Consider the following 18,498-nt stretch of genomic DNA (forward strand, 5'->3'; position numbering starts at 1 on the left):
GCTAACCGCGGGAGGCGGGGGCCTCCTCCGGTGTGGGGCGTCACGGGGTGAGCAGCAGCTTGCCGATGTGGCCGGAGGAGCGCATCACGTCGTGCGCCCGCTCGGCCTCGGCGAGCGGGACCACCTCGTCCACCACCGGTCGCACCGTTCCGGCGGCGACCAGCGGCCAGACCTCCGCGCGCACCCGCGCGACGATCGCGCGCCGCTCCTCCAGGGGCCGGGCGCGGAGGGTCGTGGCGTGCACCGCCCCGCGCTTGCGCATCAGCACCCCGAGGTCGAGCGAGCCCAGCGCGCCGGACTGGTTGCCGATGAACACCACGCGCCCGCCCACGGCCAGCGCCTCCAGGTCGCGGGCCAGGTAGTCGCCGCCGACGGGGTCGAGGATCACGTCGACGCCGCGCCCGCCGGTCGCCTCGCGGATCCGCTCGACGAAGTCCTCCTCGCGGTAGTCGATCAGGACGTCGGCGCCGAGCGCGCGGCACGCCTCGAGCTTGCGGGCGCTGCCGGCCGTGACGGCGACGCGGGCGCCGAGGGCGGCGGCGATCTGGATGCCCGTGGTCCCGATCCCGCTCCCGCCGCCGTGGAGGAGGACGGTGTCGCCGGATCCGAGCCCGGCCACCATCACGAGGTTCGACCAGACGGTGGACGTCGTCTCCGGGAGGGCGGCGGCCGAGACGAGGCCGACGCCGTCCGGCACCGGCAGCACCAGGCCCGCGTCGACCGCGACGTACTCCGCGTAGCCGCCGCCGGAGAGCAGCGCGCAGACCTCGTCGCCCTCCGAGAACCCGGTCGCGTCCTCGCCGACCGCGACGACCGTGCCGGACACTTCCATCCCGAGGATCTCGGAGGCGCCGGGCGGCGGCGGGTAGACCCCTGCGCGCTGGCCGAGGTCGGCGCGGTTGACGCCGGCGGCCGCGACGCGGACGAGGACCTCGCCGGGTCCGGGGGAGGGCGTCGGCACCTCCTCCAGCACGAGTCGGGAGTCGGGGCCGGGATTCTCGATGCGGATCGCCTGCATGAGGGGGATGCTACGCCGCGGGCCTCGGCGCTCGCGGTGCTCCCGTCCGGCGCGGGGCCGGCTCAGCGCTGCTCCGCCAGGAACGCAAGCACCGCGTCCTTGAAGCCCCGCGCGGGCACGGTGCTGGTGTGGTCGCGGCCGGGGACGCTCACGAACCGCGCCCCCGCCTCCGCCGCCAGCAGCTCACCGCCGGGAGCGATCGGATCCGCGCCGCCGGTCACGAGCAGCGTCGGCAGGCCGGGGTGCCGCCCGTGCTCCGGGTGCGCCCCGCCGCGGACGCCGTCGGCCACCGCCACCAGCGCTGCGAGGTCGTTGCCCTGCACGCCCTCCGCCATGCCGATGAAGGCGCGGGTGAAGCCGTCGTCGATCTCGCCGCCGGAGGCGACGCGGGCCCGGGCCGCCTCCGCGTCGAAGGAGCGGAGGGGCTCGCCCACCGTCAGCCCGCCGAGGCTCAGCGATGCGAGCCGCTCCGGGTGCTCGAGCCCCAGCACCCAGCTCATCCGGGCGCCGAGGGAGTAGCCGAGGACGTGGGGCGCGTCGAGGTCGTAGGAGTCGAGCACCCGCACCAGGTCGGCCACCATGGCGTCCACGCTGTAGGAGTCGGAGTGGTGCGGCTTCTCGCTCGCGCCGTGCCCGCGCTGGTCGAGCGCGACGACGCGGTACCCGGCCCGGTGCAGCGTCCGCAGCCAGCCCGACGTCTCCCAGTTGAGCACGGCGTGGGAGGCGAAGCCGTGCACGGCGAGGACGGTCGGGGCGCTCTCCTCGCCGACGGAGTAGGTGGCCAGTCTCACTCCGTCGTCGGCCACGACGTACACGGGCGGAGGGAAGGCGATCACTCCACCACCCTGCCCGCCGCCGCGGGGTCGAGGGGGCACCGCGCCGCGGACACGCCGGGCGGAGTCCCAGGAGCGGAGAGCCGCCGTGCCCGGTGTCCCCGAACGGTCAGCGCGGCGGACGGGTGGAGCGGGCGAAGGGCACGGCGATCCAGAGGCGCACGGTGCGTCCCTGGCCGGACCGGATCCCGAGGACGACGCACAGCACGAGGTTGAGCACGGCCAGCGCGAGGATCGCCGAGATCGTCGCGAGCGGCCAGTCGGCGCCGAGCGAGTCGCGCACCGACACCAGGGCGAGGTGCAGCGGGACCAGCATCAGCTGGAGTGCGAGGTAGGTGAGCTGCCAGTTGACGGCGACCAGGCCGTTCCGGTCGCTGAGGGTGCCGATCCGCCGCCGCGACCCCCACACCATCACGGTCGCCGTGAGGGAGATCACGGGGGAGATCACCACGAAGCCGGCGAGCGCCGAGAGCCCGGCGAACCAGACGGCCCGGGCGCCCTTGCGGTCCCGGGTGCGGTGCCGCAGCTCGTCGTCGTCCATCGTCGCCGCCTCCTCGCGCCGGGACCAGTCTCGCACCCGCCCCCGCCTCGAGGCGGGGGATCGCCCCCGAGTTCCGGGGGTTCCCCGGATGGGGCGGGTCCGGGCTCGTCCGTAGCGTGGAGGCATCGCCGGAGCACACCGGCAGCACCGCCGGCCCGCCCGGCGGGACCGCATCCCGCCGGGCGACCGGCACCCGAGAAGGAGCACACCGTGACCACCGACGACCGCACCGCCCGCCTCTCCACCCCCGCCGACGAGCAGCCGACCGTGGACCTGGGCGCGACCGCCGTCCTCACCGAGGAGCGGCCGTCCGCCGGGGAGCGCCCCGCCGCCGAGGAGCCCGCCTCCTCGCAGCAGGCCCGCGCCCCCTACGGCACCCCCGCCGTCCCGCCCGCGGCCCTCGCCCCGGCGCCCTCGACCCCGTTCTCGCTCACCAGCCTGATCCTCGGCGTCACCTCCGTCTTCTTCGGACTGACCGTGATCGCTCCGGCCGCGGGCCTCGTCTTCGGCATCCTGGGCCTGCGGAGGGAGCCGACCGGCCGCACGCTCTCGATCTGGGGCATCGTGCTCAACTCCGTCATGCTCGGCCTCGTCCTGCTCTTCGCGATCGCCGTGCTCGTCGTGGTCGTGCTCGTTCCGCTCGCGGCCCTCGCGTCGGGCAGCGACTACCGCTGATCCGCCGCTTCCCGCGTCCCGCGCCTCCTGTCCGCTCCGGCGGCGGGAGGCGCGGTCGTTCCGCGCCCGCCGAGAGGACGCTCCGCGCCCGCGTCCGCCGCCGCCCCGTGCCCCGGCGATAGGCTGGCCGCGCAGTTCGCGAGCCCCCTGCACCCTCCGGGGCCGCACGACGACAGCAACGGAGCTGGACGTGACCCTCGCACCGAGCACCCTCCCCGACCGCGACCCGGAAGGCAGAGCCCTGGACGACACCGAGACCCCCGCCACGCGCACCGAGAGCGACTCCCTCGGCTCGATGGAGATCCCCGCCGAGGCCTACTGGGGCATCCACACGGCGCGGGCCCTCGACAACTTCCCGATCTCGAAGCGCCCCATCTCGATCTACCCCGATCTCGTCCGGTCCCTCGCGACGGTCAAGCTCGCGGCCGCCCGGGCCAACACCGAGCTCGGCACCCTCGCCCCCGCCAAGGCCGAGCTGATCGAGGCCGCGTGCCGCCGCATCATCGACGGCGAGTTCCACGACCAGTTCGTGGTCGGGGTGATCCAGGGCGGCGCCGGCACCTCGACGAACATGAACGCGAACGAGGTCGTCGCCAACGTCGCACTCGAGATCGGCGGCTTCGAGCGGGGCGACTACGCGCACCTGCACCCCCTCGACGACGTCAACCGCAGCCAGTCCACCAACGACGTCTACCCGACCGCGATCAAGATCGCGATGACCTGGTCGCTGCGCCGCCTGCTCGACGAGCTGGCGCTGCTGCGCGAGTCGTTCTCCCGCAAGGCGGTCGAGTTCGGCAGCGTCCTGAAGGTCGGCCGCACGCAGCTGCAGGACGCGGTGCCGATGACGCTCGGCCAGGAGTTCCACGGCTTCGCGACGACCCTCGGCGAGGACCACGCCCGTCTCTCCGAGACCATCTGGCTGCTCGCCGAGGTCAACATCGGAGCCACCGCGATCGGCACAGGCATCACCGCCGATCCGCGCTACGGCGCGGCTGCTGTCCGCCACCTCAACGAGATCACCGATCTCGACCTCGAGATGGCGCAGGACCTCGTCGAGGCGACGAGCGACACCGGCGTCTTCATGTCGTTCTCGAGCGCGCTCAAGCGCTCCGCGATCAAGCTGTCCAAGATCTGCAACGACCTGAGACTCCTCTCCTCGGGCCCCCAGGCCGGCTTCGGCGAGATCAACCTGCCTCCGCGCCAGGCGGGATCGAGCATCATGCCCGGCAAGGTGAACCCGGTCATCCCCGAGGTGGTCAACCAGGTCGCCTACTCGGTGGCCGGGGCCGATGTCACGGTCACGATGGCGGCCGAGGCGGGTCAGCTCCAGCTCAACGCCTTCGAGCCGGTGATCGCGCACTCGCTGCTGCAGAGCATCACCTGGATGACGCAGGCCTGCAGGACGCTCCGCGAGAACTGCATCGACGGCATCACCGCGAACGTCGACCGGCTCGAGGCCATGGTCGCCTCCTCGGTCGGGGTCGTGACGGCGCTCACGCCGAGCATCGGCTACACCGCGTCCGCCGCCCTCGCGAAGGCCGCCCTCGCGACCGGCCGCAACATCGCCGACCTGGTGGTCGAGGCGGGGCTGATGTCCCGCGAGGAGGTCATGCGGCTGATCTCGCCGGCGCGGCTCTCGGGCATCGAGGCGATGACCGCGGCGCTCCCGATCATCGACCCCGCGCCGGAGGCGTGACCGCGGCCGCGAGGCGCGCCCCGGCGTAGCTGCGCCAGGGCGCCCAGCGGCGTCCGGTCTCGGTCAGCGCGCGCTCGCCGGAGGGCAGGCCGAGCGCCGCCGCGCCCCGCCGGAGCACGGGATCCCCGGTGAGCAGGACGTCGGGATCTCCGGTCGCCCGCTGTGCCACCTCGGCCGCCGTGGCCGCGTCGATCCCGGGGACCGCCAGCAGCTGCTCGGCGAGCTCCTCCCGGTCGGCGTCGAGCCGCAGGGCTCCCTCGGCGAGCAGCGTGCAGGTCCGCACCAGCACGTCGGCGGATCCGCGGAGCACGTCGGCGGCGTGCTCGGCGATCACCGCGGGGGAGGGGAAGGCGCGTGCGATCAATCCGCTCGCCACGGACTCCGGGAGCGTCGCGCCGAGCGCTGTGACCAGCCGTGCGGCCTCCCGCCGGCCGAGCAGCGCGCGCACCAGCGTCTCGGCCGGGTCGACGGAGCCGGGCACGCGGACACCGGGGCGGGCGGCGACGCTCGGAGCAAGTGCGGGATCGGCCGCGAGGGCCTCGTCCACGGCGCGGGCGTCCGCGTCCAGGTCGAGCAGCCGCCTCACCCGGGCGACCAGCGGCCCGACGTCGGCGACGGAGACGAGCGTCGCGCTGCAGCGGACGCTCTCCCCGTCCGCCGCCAGCCGGATCAGCGCCGCGCCCCCGGGCAGGACGAGCGAGCGCGCGTAGCCGCCGGGGGACGCCTCCTCGATGCCCGGGAGCGCGGTGCCGCCGAGCACGTCGAGCACCCCGGGATCGAACGGAGCCCGCACTGCCAGCCGGAGCTCCAGCGTGGTCGCGCCGTCGTGGACGCTCGCCTCGGAGCGCGTGCCGCGGGCCGAGGCGCGCAGGGCCGTCGGGGTCCGCTCGTACACCTCCGCCAGGGTCGCGTTGAACTGCCGGATGCTCGTGAAGCCGGCGGCGAAGGCGACGTCGGACACGGGCAGGTCGGTGCTCGTGAGCAGGAGCCGGGCGGTCTGGGCGCGCTGGGCGCGAGCGAGCGCCAGCGGAGGCGCGCCCAGCTCCTCGCGCAGGATGCGGCCCAGGTGGCGCGCGCCGTAGCCGAGCCGTGCGGCCAGCCCCTCGACCCCCTCGCGGTCGACCACTCCGTCGGCGATCAAACGCATGGCGCGCGCCGCCGTGTCGTCGCGCAGGTTCCACTCGGGGGAGCCGGGGACGGCGTCCGGCAGGCAGCGCTTGCAGGCGCGGAGCCCCGCCTCGTGCGCGGCGGCGGCCGTCGGGTAGAAGCGCACGTTCGCGCGCCGCGGCGTGATGGCGGGGCAGCTCGGACGGCAGTAGATGCCGGTGGAGTGCACGCCGGTCAGGAACCGCCCGTCGAACCGGGAGTCGCGGGAGGCGACGGCGCGGTAGCGCTCCTCGAAGAGCGGATCGGAGTCGGGCACGCCTCGAGCCTCGCACGCGGCGACGTCGAGCAGGAGTGGGAATCGGACACGGGCGTCCGCACCCCGGCCCTCCTCCACGCGCCCGGCGCGTGTCAACCGCCGACAGCGCACCCCGCCCGTGCCCTACTGTCGGCCCCATGAGCGCCTATCCGCCGCCCGCACCGCCCGCCACCGCCCGCCCCTCCGTCGTGCCGACCGTGCTCGGCTCGATCGGCGTGGCGCTCCTCGGGATCCTGCTGCTGCTCGTGCTCGCCTACGTGGTTCTCGGACTCGGCGTCAGCGCCGCGGGGATCTGCGCGGTCATCGCCCTCGTCCCGCTGACCGTGGTCCTGCTGGGCGTCCGCTGGGTCGACCGGTGGGAGCCGGAGCCAGCGCTGGGCCTGTGGTTCGCGTTCCTCTGGGGCGCGGCCGGGTCCGTCGCGATCGCGCTCCTGGTCGACCTCGGCGTGCAGATCGCCGTCTACGCGTCCGGGCAGCAGCCGAGCGGATCCGACTTCGTCGGCGCCGTGATCCAGGCGCCGCTGGTCGAGGAGACGGCCAAGGGGATCGGCGTCCTCCTCGTCCTGCTGATCTGGCGCCGGACCTTCGACGGGCCCGTCGACGGCATCGTCTACGCGGCCGTCGTCGCCTCCGGGTTCGCCTTCGTCGAGAACATCCTCTACTTCGGCAGCGCGCTGGTGGAGGGCGGTCTCGGCTCGCTCGCCGTGACCTTCTTCCTCCGCGGGGTGCTCTCGCCCTTCGCGCACGTGCTCTTCACCGCCTGCACGGGCGCGGCCCTCGGCTTCGCCTCGAACCGGCCCGCCGTCGCGCGGCTGCCCATCGCCCTGCTCGGGCTGGCGCTCGCCGCGTTCCTGCACGCGCTCTGGAACGGCTCGTCTTTCCTGGTGTCCGACTGGTTCGGCTTCTACGGCGTGGTCCAGGTGCCGCTGTTCGCGGTCGCCGTGGTCGTGGTGGTGCTGCTGCGCCGGCAGGAGCGGCGCGTGACGCTCCAGCGGCTCGACGACTACGCCGTCGCCGGCTGGCTCTCGCCGGCCGAGGTTCGGATGATCGGCACCGCGGAGGGGCGCCGCACCGCCGCTCGCTGGGCCCGGAGCGCGGGAGGGGACCGGCCGCGGGCGATGCGGGACTTCCTCCGCTCGGCGACGCGGCTCGCGCACCACCGGCAGCACCTCCTGCTCGGCCGCGGCGGACGCACCGGAGCGGTCGACGAGCAGGTCCTGCTCGACGAGCTCGTCGCCCGCCGGGCGGTGCTCACCCGCTGAGCCGGGGCCGCCCCCGCTCAGCCCCGGCGCGCTAGGCGGAGGCGCTGCGCACGCGGCGCTCGCCGGCCGTCACGGGCACGCCGAGCCGGTTCTGCGCGGGCGGCAGCGGGCAGTTGTAGTGGGGCGAGAAGCCGCACGGCGGGATGTACGCCCGGTTGAAGTCCAGGAGCACCGGACCGGGGGTGCCCGCGTCGGCCGCGCCGCCGATCCGCTGCACGACGAGGAAGCGGCCGACGGGGTAGCTCGCGAGCTCCGGGTCGTCGCTGCGGTTGGTCGGATCGCCGAACGGGACGAGGAGCGTGCCGCCGTCGTCGAACGCCGCGACCGTGTACTCGCGGGCGCGCCCGTCGTCCATGAGCGAGAAGGTGATGTCGCCGGGCACGACGAGCTCGCGGGTGGCGCCGTTGTCGCGCAGGTGCTCGAACGGGACCGTGCGGTCCTCGGCGACCGGCTGGAACCACGCCTCGAGCACCCAGGCGGCGTCGAACGGGAAGGTCTCGATGGCGTCGAAGGACCGGATGCCGTCGGAGGCCGCGTCCCAGACGCGGTAGCCGTACTCGGGCTCGCCGGTGTCGAGGTTCTCGCGGCGCATCCGCGTCAGGGTCGCCGAGGGGCCGTAGCCGGCCAGCGCCTGCTCGTCGTCGACGCTCTCGCCGGGCTCGAGCCAGCGCGTCTCGACGAGGGCGAGATCGCCCCGGGGTCCGGTGACGCGCTCGACGCGTCGGGCGAGCCACGACTCCCAGCCGGCGCGTGCCGACTCCGTGAGGTCGATCGAGGCGCGGGAGGGGGCGGTGACGCTGCTGCTCGGAGTGGCCATGGGGCGTGCAACGCGGGGCCGTCCGGTTCTCTTCCCGGTCGATGACCGGACGGAGGACTGACACCCGCGAGAAAGAGCTCGACGCCCTGCGGCAGCGGCAGGGCCGGCTGCTCGGACGGGGCGTCGAGCTCTTCGTGAGAGAGAGGATGCTCCTCCGCGGCGCCGAGCGCAAGAGGCATCCGGATCCCGCTGTCGGCACGGCCCGCTTCGGATCGCTCGGTAGACTGGACCGCCTGTTTTCCCGCGGCCCCCGGAGCGCATCCCGCGCCTCCCGGCCCGCGGCGGCGGACCCTCGGAAGGCGGACGATGACGGACGGCAGCACTGTGCAGGCCACCGAACTCTCTCGGGAGCGCGACTACGTGGCGGCGCTCTACGCCCGCCTCGACGAGCTGATCGCCCAGGCCCGCGAGGCTCTGGACACGGTCCGCATCGAGAGCGTCGGCGGCAACCACCAGAGCCGCTCCGAGCGCGACGCGTACGCGCGGCTTTACGAGGACCGCATCCGCTCGCTCACCGGCGCCGACGACCGGCTCGCCTTCGGCCGGCTGACGCTCGCGGACGCCGACGCCGAGCACCGCTACATCGGCCGGATCGGCCTGCGCGACGAGGAGCAGGACACGCTGCTGCTCGACTGGCGTGCCCCGCAGTCGGCCGCGTTCTACCAGGCCACCGCCGCCCGGCCGATGGGGACGCGCGCCCGGCGCCACCTCACCACTCGGGGCCGCGAGGTCCTCCGCTTCGAGGACGAGGTCTTCGACGAGGAGCTGCTGCGCGAGGGCACCGTGCTGCAGGGCGAGGGCGCGCTCATGGCGGCTCTCGGCGCGCAGCGCACCGGCCGGATGCACGACATCGTCGCGACCATCCAGAGCGAGCAGGACCGCATCATCCGGTCCGAGCTGCGCGGCGTGCTCGTCGTGCAGGGCGGGCCGGGCACCGGCAAGACCGCGGTCGCCCTGCACCGGGCCGCCTACCTCCTCTACTCCTACCGCGACCGCATCGCCTCCTCCGGCGTGCTCGTGGTCGGCCCCTCACGCTCCTTCCTCCGCTACATCGAGGCGGTGCTGCCCTCGCTCGGCGAGACGGGTGTCGTCCTCTCGACGCTCGGCCAGCTCTACCCGGGCCTCGACCTCGTCGAGGAGGACGTGCCCGCGGTCGCCCGCGTGAAGGGCTCGGCGCGGATGGCGGAGCTGCTCAAGCGCGCGGTCCGCTCCCGCCAGACCGTCCCGGCCGAGACCCAGGTGCTCGACGTCAACGGCGAGAAGCTCCGTCTGGAGCCGCAGGACGTGGAGCGCGCGATCACCCGCGCGCGCGACACCCGCAAGCCGCACAACGAGGCGCGCGTCTCCTTCGTCAAGACGCTGCTCTCGCAGCTCACCCGCCAGCTCGCCGATCAGCTGCGGAGCCACGGCAGCACGGTCGACGAGGCCGACGAGGCGGTGCTGCGCGAGGACGTGCGGACCGCCCACGACGTCCGCGTCGCTCTCAACACCGCGTGGATCCCGCTGACCCCCGAGAAGCTGCTGCAGGACCTCTACGCCCGTCCGAACTGGTTCGCGACCCTCACGCCGCGCTGGACCGCCGCGCAGCGCTCCCTCCTCCGCCGAGACCGCGACGCTCCGTTCACGGTCTCCGACGTACCGCTGCTCGACGAGGCCGCGGAGCTGCTCGGCGCCTACGACGACCACGCCGACGCCTCGAAGAAGGCCGAGAAGGAGCAGCGCAAGCGCGACGTCGAGAACGCGGAGGCCGCCATCCGCAACATGGGCGTCGACGGCCTCGTCAACGCCAAGGACCTCGCGGCCGGCTTCGCCGAGCGCTCGGTGCTCGGGACCACCGCCGAGCGGGCCGCGGCCGACCGCACCTGGACCTACGGGCACGTCGTGGTCGACGAGGCGCAGGAGCTCTCGCCGATGCAGTGGCGGGTGCTGCTGCGCCGCTGCCCGATGCGCTCGTTCACGATCGTGGGCGACGTCGCGCAGGCGTCCGGCGCCTCCGCCGCCTCGAGCTGGGACGCCGCGCTCCGCGACACCTTCGGCCGCCAGGGCCGGGGAGTGGAGGCGGCGCCGTGGCGCCTGGAGGAGCTGACGGTCAACTACCGCACGCCCGCGCAGATCGTCGCCTTCGCCGAGCGGACGGCGCGCGAGAACGGGCTGGAGATCACGCCGGGGGAGGCCGTGCGCTCCACCGAGTGGCCGGTGCGGACGATCCGCGATCGCGGCGACGCGAGCCTCTCGGAGCGCGTGCTGGCGGCCGTCGTCGAGGACCGGGCGATCGAGGCGGAGGGGACGCTCGCGGTCATCGCGCCCGACGACGACCTCGCCGCGATCGCCGAGCGCCTCGAGGAGCGGTTCGGCCGGGAGGTGGGCCGTGGAGCGACCGGGCTCGACCGCGCGATCGCCGTGCTGTCGACGAACGACGCCAAGGGGCTCGAGTTCGACTCCGTGATCATCGCCCGCCCTCGCCTCATCGCGCAGACCGGCGAGCGCGGCGCCGCATCGCTCTACGTCGCGATGACCCGGCCGACGCAGCGCCTCACGCTCGTGGAGTGAGTGCTCGCAGCCCGCTCCCAGACTCCGCTCCCGAGCGCCGTAGGATCGAGGCATGAGCAGCGAGAACCTGACCAAGCCCGAGGTCGACGCCCCTGAGGGCCCGGCCCCCGACACCCTCGTCGTCGAGGACATCGTCGTCGGCGACGGCGCCGAGGCGCAGCCCGGCTCGACCGTCGAGGTCCACTACCTCGGCGTCGAGTACGACACCGGCGAGGAGTTCGACTCCTCCTGGAGCCGCGACCAGTCGATCAACTTCCCCCTCAACAACCTCATCCGCGCCTGGCAGCAGGGCATCCCGGGGATGAAGGTCGGCGGCCGCCGCAAGCTGATCTGCCCGCCCGCGCTGGCGTACGGCCCGGCCGGCGGAGGGCACCCGCTCTCCGGCAAGACCCTGATCTTCGTGATCGACCTGCTCGGCACCGAGTAGCTCCGAGCACACGACGAAGGCGCAGCTCCTAGCGGGGCTGCGCCTTCTTCACGCGGTCGACCAGCTCGCGCCAGGCACCGTCGAGCTCGGTCTCGCCGAGGCGGACGTGGTGCGTCTGCACGCGGATCTCGTAGACGAAGCGGTCGGCCCGGCCGGGGGACTCGCCGTCGGCGGCGTCCCAGGGGAGCGAGCCGAGCAGGTCGCGCCAGGCGCGCTCGTCGGGCTGCTGCTCGACGTCGACCCGCCACACCCGGCGGAGGCCGGCGACTCCGCCGCTGCGCGACACGATGACGTCCATGCGCGCGATGCTACCCGCCTCCGCCCTCGAGCGGACCGGCTCAGGCGGACAGCGTTACGCCGACCGTCGTCCAGCCGGTGCGCACGGCGGCCTCGACCTCGGAGCCGGATCCGTAGCGCTCGGCGGCGGCCTGCACGGTGAGCGCGGCGAACGCCTCGAAGTCGGCCGTCGCGGTGAGGACGCCCCCGGTCAGCACGTCGTACCAGACCTGCCCTGCGCGCTCCCACGCCTTCCCGCCGAGGGTCGTCGCCGCCACGGCGAACGCGCGGTTGGGGATCCCCGAGTTGATGTGCACTCCGCCGTTGTCGTCGTCGGTCTCGACGTAGTCGGCCATCGAGCCCGGCTGCGGGTCGGAGCCGAGGACGTCGTCGTCGTAGGCGGTGCCGGGGGCGATCATCGACCGCAGGGCCGTGCCCTGCACCTCGTCGGTGAAGAGCCCCTCGCCGATCAGCCAGCTCGCCTCGTCGGCGCTCTGGCCCGCGCCGTACTGCTCCAGCAGGGCTCCGAACACGTCCGAGACCGACTCGTTGAGCGCTCCGGACTGGCCGCGGTAGACGAGGTTCGCCGTGTACTCGGTGATGCCGTGGGCGAGCTCGTGGCCGATCACGCTCTGCGAGACGGTGAAGCGGCGGAACACCTGGCCGTCCCCGTCGCCGAAGACCATCCGCGAGCCGTCCCAGAAGGCGTTGTCGTAGTCGTCGCCGAAGTGCACGGTCGCGTCGAGCGGCAGCCAGGCGTCGTCGATCGAGTCGCGGCCGTACGCACCCTGCAGGAAGGCCGACATCGCACCGAGGCCGTCGTACGCCTCGTCGACGGCCGCGTCCCCCGTGGCCGCCTCGCCCTCGCGGCGGACGACCGTGCCGGGCAGGGTCTCCTCGGTACGCGCGTCCGCGATGGTGCGCTGGAGCGACTGCACGCGGGTGCGCGGCGAGGACGTCGCGGCGGCGGTCGGCGCCCCGCGGTCGGGCGCGGGCTCTCCGGGCCGGACGCGCCGGAACGGCACGTCCTGCTCGAGCGAGCGGCTCGCGGCCCGCGCGGCCCGGGCGAAGGCCGGATCGTCGAGGCGGGCGATGCGGACGAGGAGGTACGGCGGCACGACGGTTCGTCTCATGCCCCGATCCTGGCACCGACGTCCGACACGGTCCCGGGCTCGCCCGGCGGGCCCGCATGCGGTAGCACCGAGCGGTAGCGTGAGCGCGACGAGCGGTTTCCAGCGATCCGGGGCCAGGCCCCGAGGACGACGAGGGCGGACATGGGCATCATCACGCGGGGCTTCTTCGGCAAGAGGGAGGCGGACCCGGACCTCCCGCCGGGCCAGCACCTCGAGAACGGCTTCCCCGTCCTCTCGATCGGGCCAACCCCGAACATCCATGAGTGGGCCTTCTCCATCGACGGCGGCCCCGCGGGCGTGCGCCGCTGGAACCGGGAGGAGTTCGACGCGCTCCCGCACGAGGACGTGCACACCGACATCCACTGCGTGACCCGGTGGTCGAAGCTCGGCACCAGCTGGCGCGGCGTCTCGGTCGACACTCTGCTGGAGGGCCTGGAGACGGACGCCGGCTTCGTCATGGCGCAGAGCTTCGGCGGCTACACGACGAACCTCCCGCTCGCCGAGATCCGCGGCGGGAGGGCCTGGGTCGTCACCGAGTTCGAGGGGAAGCCCCTCGCGGCCGAGCACGGCGGCCCCGCCCGGCTCCTGGTGCCGCACCTCTACTTCTGGAAGAGCGCGAAGTGGGTGCGGACGCTCCGCCTGATGCCCGGCGACGAGCCCGGCTTCTGGGAGCAGAACGGCTACCACATGCACGGGGACCCCTGGAAAGAGGAGCGCTACTGGTGATGTGGACGGAGGCGGTGGCCGAGTCGGTCGCGCCGCTCACGCCCACGTCGCGCCTCCTGGTGCTCCGCGTGCCCGGGTGGCCGGGCCACCTGGCGGGGCAGCACCTCGACGTGCGCCTCACCGCGCCCGACGGCTACCAGGCGAGCCGCTCCTACTCGATCGGCGCCCCGGCCGACGGGGAGCGGGTCGAGCTCGCGGTCGAGCGGCTGGACGACGGGGAGGTCTCCCCGTACCTGGTCGACGGCCTCGAAGCGGGCGACCGGCTCGAGATCCGCGGTCCGATCGGCGGCTGGTTCGTCTGGCGCCCCGAGCAGGCGGAGCCGGTGCAGCTGATCGCGGGCGGGAGCGGTGTGGTGCCGCTGATGGCGATGGCGCGCGAGCACGCCCGGTCCGGGAGCGCGGCGCGGATGCAGCTGCTCTACTCGGTCCGCTCGCCCGTCTTCGCCTACTACCGCGAGGAGCTGGCGGCGCTCGCCGAGCGGCCGGCCGCGACGGGCGGAGTCGCGGTGGACCACGTCTTCACCCGGGTGGCGCCGGCGGGAGCGGCACGTCCGGCCGGCCGCGTCACTCCGGAGCTGCTCGCCGAGGCGGCTCTGCCGGCCTCGCTCGAGCCGACCGTCTACGTGTGCGGCCCGACCTCGTTCGTCGAGGCCGTCGCCACCGCCCTGGTCGAGCAGGGCCACGCGCCCGAGCGCGTCCGCACCGAGCGCTTCGGCGGCGCCTGACGCCTGTCCCCGCGAGGCGCCGCGCCCCGGCGGCGCCCCGGAGGAGGGATCACTCGAAGGAGACGGTGCGGTTCTCGCCGATGTCGGGCTGTCCGCCGGTGACGGCGGCCTTGAGGACCTTGAACAGCACGACCGGACGGGGCTCGTCGGTCGCCCACAGCTCGACGGTCTCGGCCTCGACGCGGATCAGCGCGACGGTCGGGTCGTCCTTGCCGTCGGGGAACCAGCCGGCGACGGCCGGGGACCACAGCTCGTCCACCTTCGCCGGGTCGTGCACGACGGTCGCCGAGCCGGCCACGGACAGGTAGCCCTTCTTCGACTCGAACGCGACGTTGACGCTCGGGTTCGCGCGGATGTCGTCGACCTTGGGCGACGGGTCCTGCGTGAAGAACCACAGTTCGCCGTCGAAGTCGATGTCCTGGGCCTTGAGCGGACGGCTGACGAGCTGCCCGGTGGCGTTGACGGTGGTGAGGAGCCCGATCCCGGCGCTCTTCACCATCTCGGTGATCTGCTCGCGGTCGTCGGAGTCGGCGGGAGTGATGTCGGTGTCGGTCATGGTGCCGACGCTACGCGGACCGCGCGCCGCCGCAAGGGGTGGCGACGCCTCCCCGCGCGTGTCTAGCGTCGAGGCATGGACACCGAATCGACGTACACCGCCATCCTCGACAGCGGAGCGGAGCAGGAGAGCATCCGCCTCGAGATGATCGACGGCTCCCCGCAGCGCTCCTTCACCCGCCTGGCCGACATCGACGGCGAGGAGGTCGAGGTGGTCTGGGAGCTGGAGCCCGACGACGACGGCTTCCACGTCTACCGCCCGGTGCGGGTCGAGGGCCGCGACGACGACAGCGGACTGGTCTCGGACGACCGGCTGACCGACGGCGGCGGCGCCGACGCGGCCTCCGGCGACTGATCCCCGGCGCGCCCGTCCGCCGGCCTGAGCCGAGCGGGCGGGCGCGCTGTCCCATCCGGCTCGAGGGAGACGCCCCTCCGCTCAGGCCGTCGGGTGCAGGGCGTCGTACCCACGGAACCCCGGTCGGAGTCGCAGCACCGCGGCGAGGATCGCGATGATCGCGAGCCCGCCCGCGAGCGGCGGCAGCCAGAGCAGCGCGAGCGAGGCGAGCAGTCCCGTGTAGAGGTCGCCGACCCGCGGGCCGCCCGTCACCACGACGATGAACACGCCCTGGAGCCGACCCCGCATGTTGTCGGGGACCGCGGTCTGCAGCATCGTCTGCCGGAAGATCGAGCTGACGTTGTCGGAGGCGCCCGCGCCGGCCAGGGCGACCGCCGCCAGCGCGATGAGCACCGCGTTCGGCGCCGACGCGTCGTGCTGCACGAGTGCGGCACCGAGCAGGACCGCGCCGAACGCGACCACGAACGCTCCGTACACCTGGATCGAGCGGCCGATCGCGAGGCCCTGCCGGCGGACCCCGGTCAGCCGGCCGGAGAAGACGCCGCTGATCAGCGCCCCGATCGCGAACGCGGCCGTGAGCGCGCCCACCGTCACCGCGCCTCCGCCGAGCAGCACGGCGGCGGCCGCCGGGAAGACCACGCGCGGCTGTCCGAAGGTCATGGCCACGATGTCGACCAGGAAGGACATCCGGATGTTCGGGGCGCCCTTCAGGAAGCCCAGGCCGTAGCGGAGGGACTCCAGCCCCGGCCGCTGCCGCTCGCCCTCGGGCACGAGCGCCGGCAGCCCCGCGATGCCGAGGAACGCGGCGAGGAACAGCACGACGTCGATCGTGTACGTGATCGCGAAGCCGGAGGAGGCGACCAGCACGCCGGCGAGGGCGGGCCCCACGGTCACCTCGACTCCGCTCGCGATGCCGCCCAGCGCGGCGGCGGCGGGGACCAGCTCGGTGCGGAGCAGCCGCGGAGCCAGCGTCATCCGGGTGGTCACGATCACCGTCGTCGCCACCGCGTTCACGGCGGTGAGCACGTAGAGGGAGAGCGGGGTCTCGGCGCCGAGCCAGGCGAGGGCCGCGATCCCCGCGGTCGAGCCCCAGGCCACGACCGCGGCGAGCAGGAGCACCAGGCGGCGGTCGAACGCGTCGGCGAGCATCCCGCCGTAGAGGCCGGCGATCACGGTCGGGACCAGCGCCACCACGCCGACCAGCGCGACCGCGAGGGTCGATCCGGTGAGCTCGTAGATGTGCAGGCCGACCGCGACGATCGTCATCTGGCCGCCGATGCCCGAGATCACGTTGCCGGCCCAGAGCCGGGCGAAAGCCGGGGACTCGCGGAGGGGGGAGACGTCGAGGACGTGGCTGCGCCGGGGGGCGCGGGGGGTCTGGCTCACTCGCTCCATTCTGCTGACTCCGCCGCCCCGGCGGGCCGCGTCGCGCCGATCCGGGGGCTCAGGGGTCATCCCCTAGGGTGAGAGGCATGAGCACGTCATCCGACGGCGCGCCCGGGCGTCAGGGTCCTCCTGCCCCGCGAGCAGCCGGAGCCGCCCCCTCGCGACGCTCGATCCGCACCGCCGCCGAGGCGGGCGCGCGTCGCGCGGCGGCCGCCACGGGCGGTCGGCGAAGCTCCACGGGCGGCGTCCGCGCCGGAGCCGCTCGGACCGGTGCCACGGCCTCGGGAGCCCGCGGGTTCCTCCGCCGCTACGGAGCCGGGATCGTCTCGGTCCTCCTGGCCGTCCTCGCCGTCCCGCTGTCGTTCTTCGTCTGGTACGCACTGATCTCGCTCGGCGCCTACCCGGGCGACCAGAGCGTCAGCGATCTGCTGGTCGGCGTGCTCTACACCGCGCTCGTGCACGCGGTCCTGCTCGCCGGGATCCTGCTCGCCGTCTCCACCCTCCGCGCCCGGCGTCGCGAGAAGCGCCCGCCGATCGCCGGCTGGATCGGCGTGGTCCTCAACGTCCTCGTGCTCGTCTACTGGCAGCTGCTGGTCTCGCCGTGGCTCGTCGTGCTCTGGAACCGGGCCACCGGCTCCTGATACCGCCCTCCCTCTGGTAGAGTCGTCCGGTTGCCGTTCGACGGCCGCGGATCAAGAGAGCCCACGCATCAGGCGCCGGGCACCGCGCAACGAGAGAGAGGGGATCCCAGATATGGCACTCGAAGCAGATGTCAAGAAGGCGATCATCGAAGAGTACGCGACCCACCCCGGTGACACCGGATCCCCCGAGGTGCAGGTGGCCGTCCTGACCAAGCGGATCAAGGACCTCACCGAGCACCTCAAGGAGCACAAGCACGACCACCACTCGCGTCGTGGTCTGTTGCTGCTCGTGGGTCAGCGTCGTCGACTCCTCGGCTACCTGTCGGATGTGGACATCAACCGCTACCGCTCGCTGATCGAGCGTCTCGGTCTGCGCCGCTAGCTCCTCCCGGAGCAGGGCGCGGTCTCGATGACACCGCGAACTTCTTGCCGAACGGGCCGTTCTCCTCGCGGAGGGCGGCCCGTTCGCGTTCCCGGGCGGACGAGGCGCGCGGCGCCGGTCAGGGCAGGGGAGCGGGGCGGTCGACTCCGCCCCACGAGTAGCCGCTCGAGGCCGAGAACCAGTCGGCCGCGGCCCGCTGGAGCGCCGTGTCCTCCTCGGGGCGGCCGGGAGCCTCCACGGCGTCGACGAGCCCGGGCAGGGCGATCCGCCAGGCCGCCGCGCTGCGCTGGGCGCGGCCCCAGTCGCGCGCGCACACCGGGTCCTCGGCCGCCGCGGCGAGAGCCCGCGGCGAGGTCACCCGCCAGCCGGTGTCCGACTCCGCGACCACGACCGCGCAGGTGAGCGCGGCGCCGCGGATGATGCTGTCGGGACCGGCGGAGGGGCCGATCGCCTGATCCTGAGCCGCGACCACCGCGGTGAGCGCGAGCTGCAGCCGGGTCGAGGGCTCGTCGGGCCGCGGTCGGATACTCCCGTCGCCGGCCGAGACCGAGGCCGCCGATCCGGGTGCGAGGAGCAGCCCGGAGGAGGACTGCGACGCGTGCAGGCTCAGCAGACCCGTCACTCCGTCCGTCCCGCTCGTCACGCCCCGCACCGAGGAGTCGCCGAGACTCCAGACGACGGGGGTGCGGTTGTGGATCGTGAGGCGCCGGTGGTCCTCGTCGAGGCAGGCCACGAGGTGGCCGGCCGGCACGCCCGCTCCGCCCTCGAAGGCGGACGAGGCGGCCAGCAGCTCCCGGGTGTCGTCGCACTGGGCGGGGGCGTCGGAGGCGGCGGCGGCCTGGTCGGCGACCGGCGCCCGGGGGGCGAGGGAGCCCTGCACGCCCGCGACCGCCGCCGTGGTGAGCGCCGCGGCGGCGAGGAGGAGGACCACGCCGCGCCTGCCCATCCTCCGCACCTCCTGGTCGGAGGCTAGCCCGGCACGGGCGCTCGGGCCAGCGCCGCGAGGGGCCCTCGAAGCGTCCGGCAGGAATTCTTTCGAGGAATCTCAGACCGGGTGCATCCGAGGAGGCGCCTCGG

20 protein-coding genes are annotated in these 18,498 nt (G+C 74.1%); 10 read left to right on the plus strand and 10 right to left on the minus strand.

Annotated elements, in window-relative coordinates:
- Nucleotides 1–40: 40 nt before the first annotated feature.
- The 3 genes from C5C35_RS05140 to C5C35_RS05150 all read right to left on the minus strand — a co-directional run bounded on the left by C5C35_RS05140 (nt 41) and on the right by C5C35_RS05150 (nt 2,428).
- Nucleotides 41–1,018, minus strand: coding sequence for an NAD(P)H-quinone oxidoreductase (locus C5C35_RS05140; protein WP_104262697.1), 978 nt, complete (start codon nt 1,016–1,018; stop codon nt 41–43).
- Between the two features lie 62 nt (nt 1,019–1,080).
- A complete protein-coding gene (locus C5C35_RS05145) occupies nt 1,081–1,854 on the minus strand; it encodes an alpha/beta fold hydrolase (protein ID WP_181027173.1) in 774 nt (257 codons plus the stop codon).
- Nucleotides 1,855–1,960: 106 nt separating this feature from the next.
- The gene (locus tag C5C35_RS05150) at nt 1,961–2,428 is read right to left on the minus strand and encodes a DUF4870 domain-containing protein (RefSeq protein WP_181127854.1); all 468 of its coding nucleotides are present in this window, start codon (nt 2,426–2,428) and stop codon (nt 1,961–1,963) included.
- 174 nt (nt 2,429–2,602) lie between these two features.
- On the opposite strand from C5C35_RS05150, the gene C5C35_RS05155 reads away from it, so the two are divergent.
- Nucleotides 2,603–3,067: a DUF4190 domain-containing protein gene (locus C5C35_RS05155; RefSeq protein WP_104250160.1), complete on the plus strand. Its 465-nt coding sequence runs from the start codon at nt 2,603–2,605 to the stop codon at nt 3,065–3,067.
- 241 nt (nt 3,068–3,308) lie between these two features.
- Nucleotides 3,309–4,763, plus strand: a complete 1,455-nt coding sequence (locus tag C5C35_RS05160; protein WP_258064082.1) for an aspartate ammonia-lyase — start codon at nt 3,309–3,311, stop codon at nt 4,761–4,763.
- On the opposite strand, the gene C5C35_RS05165 is transcribed toward C5C35_RS05160, so the two are convergent.
- Nucleotides 4,738–6,186, minus strand: coding sequence for an Ada metal-binding domain-containing protein (locus C5C35_RS05165; protein WP_181134092.1), 1,449 nt, complete (start codon nt 6,184–6,186; stop codon nt 4,738–4,740). The two genes, C5C35_RS05160 and C5C35_RS05165, sit on opposite strands and share 26 nt — an antisense overlap.
- Before the next feature lie 137 nt (nt 6,187–6,323).
- Between C5C35_RS05165 and C5C35_RS05170 the strand changes: the two genes are divergently transcribed.
- Complete coding sequence (locus C5C35_RS05170; protein WP_104233243.1) at nt 6,324–7,448, plus strand: PrsW family intramembrane metalloprotease; 1,125 nt, start codon at nt 6,324–6,326, stop codon at nt 7,446–7,448.
- Nucleotides 7,449–7,479: 31 nt separating this feature from the next.
- On the opposite strand, the gene C5C35_RS05175 is transcribed toward C5C35_RS05170, so the two are convergent.
- Nucleotides 7,480–8,265 carry a DUF1684 domain-containing protein gene (locus C5C35_RS05175; RefSeq protein ID WP_104262701.1) on the minus strand — a complete coding sequence of 262 codons (786 nt, stop codon included), beginning with the start codon at nt 8,263–8,265 and terminating at the stop codon, nt 7,480–7,482.
- A 306-nt stretch (nt 8,266–8,571) separates the two neighbouring features.
- On the opposite strand from C5C35_RS05175, the gene C5C35_RS05180 reads away from it, so the two are divergent.
- Together C5C35_RS05180 and C5C35_RS05185 are read left to right on the plus strand one after the other, a co-directional pair.
- Nucleotides 8,572–10,815: a UvrD-helicase domain-containing protein gene (locus C5C35_RS05180; protein WP_104233245.1), complete on the plus strand. Its 2,244-nt coding sequence runs from the start codon at nt 8,572–8,574 to the stop codon at nt 10,813–10,815.
- 52 nt (nt 10,816–10,867) lie between these two features.
- Nucleotides 10,868–11,242: an FKBP-type peptidyl-prolyl cis-trans isomerase gene (locus C5C35_RS05185; RefSeq protein WP_104224823.1), complete on the plus strand. Its 375-nt coding sequence runs from the start codon at nt 10,868–10,870 to the stop codon at nt 11,240–11,242.
- Between the two features lie 28 nt (nt 11,243–11,270).
- Here the strand turns inward: C5C35_RS05185 and C5C35_RS05190 are convergent, their stop codons facing one another.
- Entirely contained in the window at nt 11,271–11,540 is a 270-nt protein-coding gene (locus C5C35_RS05190; protein ID WP_104233246.1) for a protealysin inhibitor emfourin, read from the minus strand.
- Nucleotides 11,541–11,580: 40 nt separating this feature from the next.
- Complete coding sequence (locus C5C35_RS05195; RefSeq protein ID WP_104257230.1) at nt 11,581–12,651, minus strand: M4 family metallopeptidase; 1,071 nt, start codon at nt 12,649–12,651, stop codon at nt 11,581–11,583.
- 141 nt (nt 12,652–12,792) lie between these two features.
- Between C5C35_RS05195 and C5C35_RS05200 the strand changes: the two genes are divergently transcribed.
- Entirely contained in the window at nt 12,793–13,377 is a 585-nt protein-coding gene (locus tag C5C35_RS05200; protein ID WP_104224820.1) for a molybdopterin-dependent oxidoreductase, read from the plus strand.
- Nucleotides 13,377–14,102, plus strand: coding sequence for a ferredoxin reductase (locus tag C5C35_RS05205; protein ID WP_104226284.1), 726 nt, complete (start codon nt 13,377–13,379; stop codon nt 14,100–14,102). The genes C5C35_RS05200 and C5C35_RS05205 overlap by 1 nt, the downstream gene beginning before the upstream one ends.
- 49 nt (nt 14,103–14,151) lie before the next feature.
- On the opposite strand, the gene C5C35_RS05210 is transcribed toward C5C35_RS05205, so the two are convergent.
- Complete coding sequence (locus C5C35_RS05210; protein WP_104224818.1) at nt 14,152–14,658, minus strand: pyridoxamine 5'-phosphate oxidase family protein; 507 nt, start codon at nt 14,656–14,658, stop codon at nt 14,152–14,154.
- A 75-nt stretch (nt 14,659–14,733) separates the two neighbouring features.
- Between C5C35_RS05210 and C5C35_RS05215 the strand changes: the two genes are divergently transcribed.
- Complete coding sequence (locus tag C5C35_RS05215) at nt 14,734–15,012, plus strand: hypothetical protein (RefSeq protein WP_104224817.1); 279 nt, start codon at nt 14,734–14,736, stop codon at nt 15,010–15,012.
- 81 nt (nt 15,013–15,093) lie between these two features.
- Here the strand turns inward: C5C35_RS05215 and C5C35_RS05220 are convergent, their stop codons facing one another.
- Complete coding sequence (locus C5C35_RS05220) at nt 15,094–16,398, minus strand: MFS transporter (protein ID WP_258062855.1); 1,305 nt, start codon at nt 16,396–16,398, stop codon at nt 15,094–15,096.
- Nucleotides 16,399–16,484: 86 nt separating this feature from the next.
- Between C5C35_RS05220 and C5C35_RS05225 the strand changes: the two genes are divergently transcribed.
- Together C5C35_RS05225 and rpsO are read left to right on the plus strand one after the other, a co-directional pair.
- Complete coding sequence (locus C5C35_RS05225; protein WP_104262703.1) at nt 16,485–17,039, plus strand: hypothetical protein; 555 nt, start codon at nt 16,485–16,487, stop codon at nt 17,037–17,039.
- A gap of 112 nt (nt 17,040–17,151) precedes the next feature.
- The gene (gene rpsO, locus C5C35_RS05230; RefSeq protein ID WP_068252328.1) at nt 17,152–17,421 is read left to right on the plus strand and encodes a 30S ribosomal protein S15; all 270 of its coding nucleotides are present in this window, start codon (nt 17,152–17,154) and stop codon (nt 17,419–17,421) included.
- 118 nt (nt 17,422–17,539) lie between these two features.
- Here rpsO and C5C35_RS05235 read toward each other — a convergent pair whose 3' ends face one another.
- Nucleotides 17,540–18,367: a hypothetical protein gene (locus tag C5C35_RS05235; RefSeq protein ID WP_104262704.1), complete on the minus strand. Its 828-nt coding sequence runs from the start codon at nt 18,365–18,367 to the stop codon at nt 17,540–17,542.
- Nucleotides 18,368–18,498: the final 131 nt, after the last annotated feature.

This window comes from Rathayibacter sp. AY1F8, from assembly GCF_002932165.1.
Taxonomy (GTDB): domain Bacteria; phylum Actinomycetota; class Actinomycetes; order Actinomycetales; family Microbacteriaceae; genus Rathayibacter.